General features: G+C 67.2%; 1 protein-coding gene. It reads left to right on the forward strand.

The annotated features are described in order from the left end of the window. The first annotated feature begins 1,087 nt into the window (after positions 1-1,087). Complete coding sequence (locus P409_RS26690) at positions 1,088-4,513, forward strand: M10 family metallopeptidase C-terminal domain-containing protein (protein WP_052121436.1); 3,426 nt, start codon at positions 1,088-1,090, stop codon at positions 4,511-4,513. The last annotated feature ends 376 nt before the right edge of the window (positions 4,514-4,889 follow it).

The raw sequence follows: 4,889 nt of genomic DNA on the forward strand, positions 1-4,889 counted from the left end.
GTATCGGACCAGTCGAGCATGGTCATGGGCGTGGTCTTTCTCGGCTCACCGCGATGGGGGAAGGACGAGGAACGCGGACCGTGCGCGGAAGGCGGACATGGCGGCGAATCTCGACCGGGTTCGGGGTCGGGGACCATACAAGATATGGGGCGCCGACAGCAAGGCGTCGCGCTAGGTGTTGTGGCCGACGGTCCGTTAACCGGAGATCGGACGGTTCTCCGGCCGATCCGCATCGGATGCCGGCCCTTCGGCCCGCGAATTCTTGTACCGTCCCGCCCGGGCCCGGCCGGAATCTGCCGTTGGGATCGTTGTCGGGCTTCCGACCAGTGGGTTGCAAAGGAAAAGTAAGTCATATCGACCGACGCACAGACTCACCGAAGGGTGCATCCCGCGCATCCAACGGTTTTGATGATAATTTCGGATAATCTCCTGCATAGATTTGCGACCACCCCGGCAATATCTGCCCTCCCCTGGCGGGAATGTCTGTGTGCGCACCAACGAAACCTGCCGAAACAACCGGAAGTGAGAGCTTTTTTGATTGCGGCGGCCGCTACATTGCCGAAGGATGACGGCCAGAGGTACGCAGAACAGTCGAGCTTTTGAATCGCGCGTCGCCTCCGGTCCGGGGGCGGAAAAGCCAGGATGTGCGCCGTGACGATCGGTGCCCGTCAAGTAATGGTTGCGCGGTTGGACCGGCGAAGCAGCATGTTTCCCCGGCCCGATGTCTCGGCGGATGGCGGACCGCAAACAGGGGGACATCGATAACCATGAGCATCCTTTTCCCGTCGGGATATCCGCGGCGCCTTATACTGGTGCCCACATCCCTCCCGACTGGCGATGCGTCATCCCTGCCGCAACCAAGGCTGCGCCGGGGTCGATGTCCATAGGTGAAATGCCGGATGCGATGCGGATGCGCTGAGCGCAAGCGGCGGACGAAATCCGCCGCCGGCAACCGACGAAACCTGACCCACACGCGCTGAGATCACGATCGGAGCTGCCGCCGCATCCGCGGGCGGGGATTCGGCCCGTTGCCGGATGCGTGCAGCCCGACGGCTCCAGCCGGGACCAACATTGATAGGGGGAACAGATGTGCATCCTGTGCCAGATGGGCTACCAGCAGGAGCATTCGACTCCGGTTGGAGGCGCGGACGCGGCCGCCGGGACCTTCACGATCAGCCAGGACGATCTCGATCACTGGCAGAACATCGACCAGACGCCGGACAATCCGTTTAACAAGGACACCAACTACGAGACCTTCCTCGACTATCTCGGGGCCCTGCAGCGCCCGCTGACGCCCGAGATGGCCCAGGAACCGATCGTGGTGAACCTGTTCGGGCTCAACGCCCATCCGAACTACAAGGAAGCCGCCATCGGCGCGCTGCAGATGTGGTCGTCGGTGACGCCGCTGCAGTTCACCATCGTCGACGACCGGGCCTACAACGCCAGCACCGACTACCTCCGCGTCGTCAGCCCCGAGGTCGGCCAGCCCAATGACGGCAGCGCCTTCTCCTCCGGCCGCCTGGTCAATGTCGGCCAGCGCTTCCACGACACCGAGCCGGACAAGACCGAGGTCGGCGGCTACATCTTCAACACCTTCATCCACGAGTTCGGCCATGAATGGGGCCTGAACCATCCGGGCTTCTACAATTACGGCGGCCCCGGCGGCCCGCAGATCACCTATTACAACGATGCCAAATGGGTCTACGACAACCAGCAATATTCGGTGATGTCGTATTTCGACAATATCGACATCGGCGGGACCACGGCCTGGACCAACACCACCCCCGGCATCGCCGATATCGAGGCGGTGATCCGGCACTACTTCTCCACCGTGACCGACGGCGTCCGCACCTACCAGGACATCCAGCTCAACACCGGTGACGACGTCTACGGCTTCGGCAGCGCCAGGCTCGGCTACACGCTGACGGCGACCGGCGCGACCCATGACATCGGCTTCGTGATCCACGACACCGGCGGCCACGACACGGTCGATTTTTCCGGGTCGACCACCAGCACCATCCTGGACCTGCGCGAGGGCCGCTTCTCCAGCGTCAACGGCCACACCAACAACGTCGCCATCTTCGACGGCCACAACGCCGACGCGACCGAGTACTATATCGAGAAGGGCGTCGGCAGCGACTTCCTCGACATCATCATCGGCAATGACGGCGAGAACGAGCTGCTGGGCAATGGCGGAGACGACCGCATCGACGGCGGCAACGGCGCCGACGAGATCCATGGCGGCGCCGGCAACGACATCATCGTCGGCGGCGCCGACACCAATGACAGCCGCGACCGCAACAACACCCTGCCGCCCATCACCGGCCCCGACACCCGGGACGGAGGCGACAGGCTGTTCGGCGAGGACGGCAACGACACCATCGATGGCGGTGCCGGCGACGACGTGATCGACGGCGGCTCCGGCGACGACCTGATGCGCGGCATGGCCGGCGTCGACATCTTCCGCGGCGGCGACGGCAACGACACGGTCGATTTCAGCATGGAGAGCCCGTTCCAGCTGCTGGTCAACCTGGTCACCAACGTCGCCAGCGGCGGCACCGCCTCCGGCGACACCTTCTTCAGCGTCGAGAACCTGATCGGGTCGGACGACCGCATCGACCGCTTCGTCGGCAACGATTCCGACAACTACTTCCTCGGCCTCGGCGGCGGCGACGTCCTCAGCGGCGGCAACGGCGACGACGTGCTGGAGGGCGCGCGCGACGGCGATGTGCTGAGCGGCGACGCCGGCGACGACCGGCTGATCGGCGGCGCCGGGGCCGACTACCTGGACGGCGGCGACGGCATCGACACGGCGGACTACACGCTGGACGAGCGGCAGCCGATGTTCGGCCCGCCGCGGACGCCGGCCACCGAGGGCGTGACCGTCAACCTGCAGGACGGCACCGCCAGCGGCGGCGACGGCGAGGGCGACACCACGACCACGCACCAGTTCGACCGGCTGGTGAACATCGAGAACGTGATCGGCTCGAAATTCGCCGACACGCTGATCGGCAACACCGGCGTCAACGTGCTGTCCGGCGCCGCGGGCGACGACACCCTGGCCGGGGGCGGCGGCAAGGACACGCTGGATGGCGGCGCCGGCCTCGACATGGCGGCCTATTACGGCAGCGCCACGGGGGTCAACGTCTCCCTCGGGGATGCCGCCTCGCATGAGGAGACCTTCATCTCGATCGAGGGCCTGGCGGGCTCCGGCCACAACGACACGCTCACCGGCGACGCCGGCGACAACAGGCTGGTGGGCCAGGGCGGCGACGACACCCTCAAGGGCGGCGCCGGGAACGACACGCTCGACGGCGACTTCATCCCCTTCCCCGTGACCGGCGTCGGCACCGGCAACGGCTACGCCACGCTGGGGACGGGCGCGACCAACAACTCGATCGCCGCCGCCTTCGACCTGACCGCCAACTTCTCGCTGGCGGCCGATGCCGACATCGTCGACGCCACCACCCTGGCGCATTCGACGGTGACCGCCACCGGCAACGGCCAGGGCGGCTACTACAAGCTGACGGTCAACGCCGGCACGGTCATCACCCTCGATCTCGACCACACCGCGGGCGGGCTGGACGACAGCTACATCTGGCTGATGCGGGCCGACGGCACCGTGATCGCCGAGAATGACGACGCGGGCAACGACCCGGGATCGAGCGTCAGGACCGATTCCGGCCTCAGCTTCAAGGTCGGCGAGACCGGGACCTACTACATCGTGGTCGGCCATTACGACAACGACACCGGCGAGCCGGAGCAGACGGTCCCGACCGGCGGCTCCTACGAGCTGAACGTCTCCGTCACCCCGCCCCCGCCGGTGATGCCGAATATCGGCGCGGCCGGGAACGACACGCTCGAGGGCGGCGCCGGCGACGACACCCTCTATGGCCGCGCCGGCGACGACGTCCTCCGCGGCGGTGCCGGGGCCGACCAGCTCGACGGCGGCGACGGCAGCGACCGGGCCAGCTATTTCGGCGCCACCGCCGCGGTGACGGTCAATCTCGCGACCGGAATCGGCCATGGCGGCGAGGCCGAGGGCGACACCTATGCCGGCATCGAGAAGGTCAGCGGCGGCAAGGGCGCCGACACCATCATCGGCAATGCCGGCAACAACGACTTCTGGGGCTTCGAGGGCAACGACACGCTCGTCGGCGGCGGCGGGCAGGACACCCTGTCCGGCGGCGCCGGGGCCGACCGGTTCAGCTTCTCGGCGATCGGCGACAGCCGTGTCGGGGCGCAAGCCGACCTGATCACCGACTTCAGCCATGCCGAAGGCGACCGGGTCGATCTCTCCGGGATCGACGCCAACACCGGCGCGGCGGGGGACCAGGCCTTCAGCTTCCTCGGCGCGGGGCTCTACACCCACCATGCCGGCGAGCTGCGTTTCGCCCATCTCTCGTCGACCACGACCACCATCGCCGGCGACATCGACGGCGACGGCGTGTCGGACTTCCACATCACGCTGCGGGGCAATCTCGCCCTGGTGGCGGCCGACCTCGTGCTCTGAGCACGGGCCGGACACGGACCCGATAGCCGGCATCCGGGTGAGGACCGAAGGCCTTCCCCGGATGCCAAGACCTGAAGGAGGCGGCGATGGCCATCGCCGCCTCCTCGCATTTCGGCGGGCAGCGGACCGCGCCGGAGCGGCGTCACGAAAATTTCACCACCCCGGGATGGCACGACACGCGGCGTCCTCGATAGGACAGGAAGGATAACGCGCGCCGAATATCCAATTTCTTAAGCCCGGAGCAGCCCAGATGGCCGGCATTGGCGTCCCGACTCGCCCGTCCCATCGTCTCGCCGCCGCCCCATCGATGCCCGGCCTGCTGCCGCGGCGGCTGCGGCTGGGCTGCAGCGCCCTCGCCCTCCTCGCCGGGCTGGCG

It is taken from the genome of Inquilinus limosus MP06 (assembly GCF_000767795.1).
GTDB lineage: Bacteria > Pseudomonadota > Alphaproteobacteria > DSM-16000 > Inquilinaceae > Inquilinus > Inquilinus limosus_E.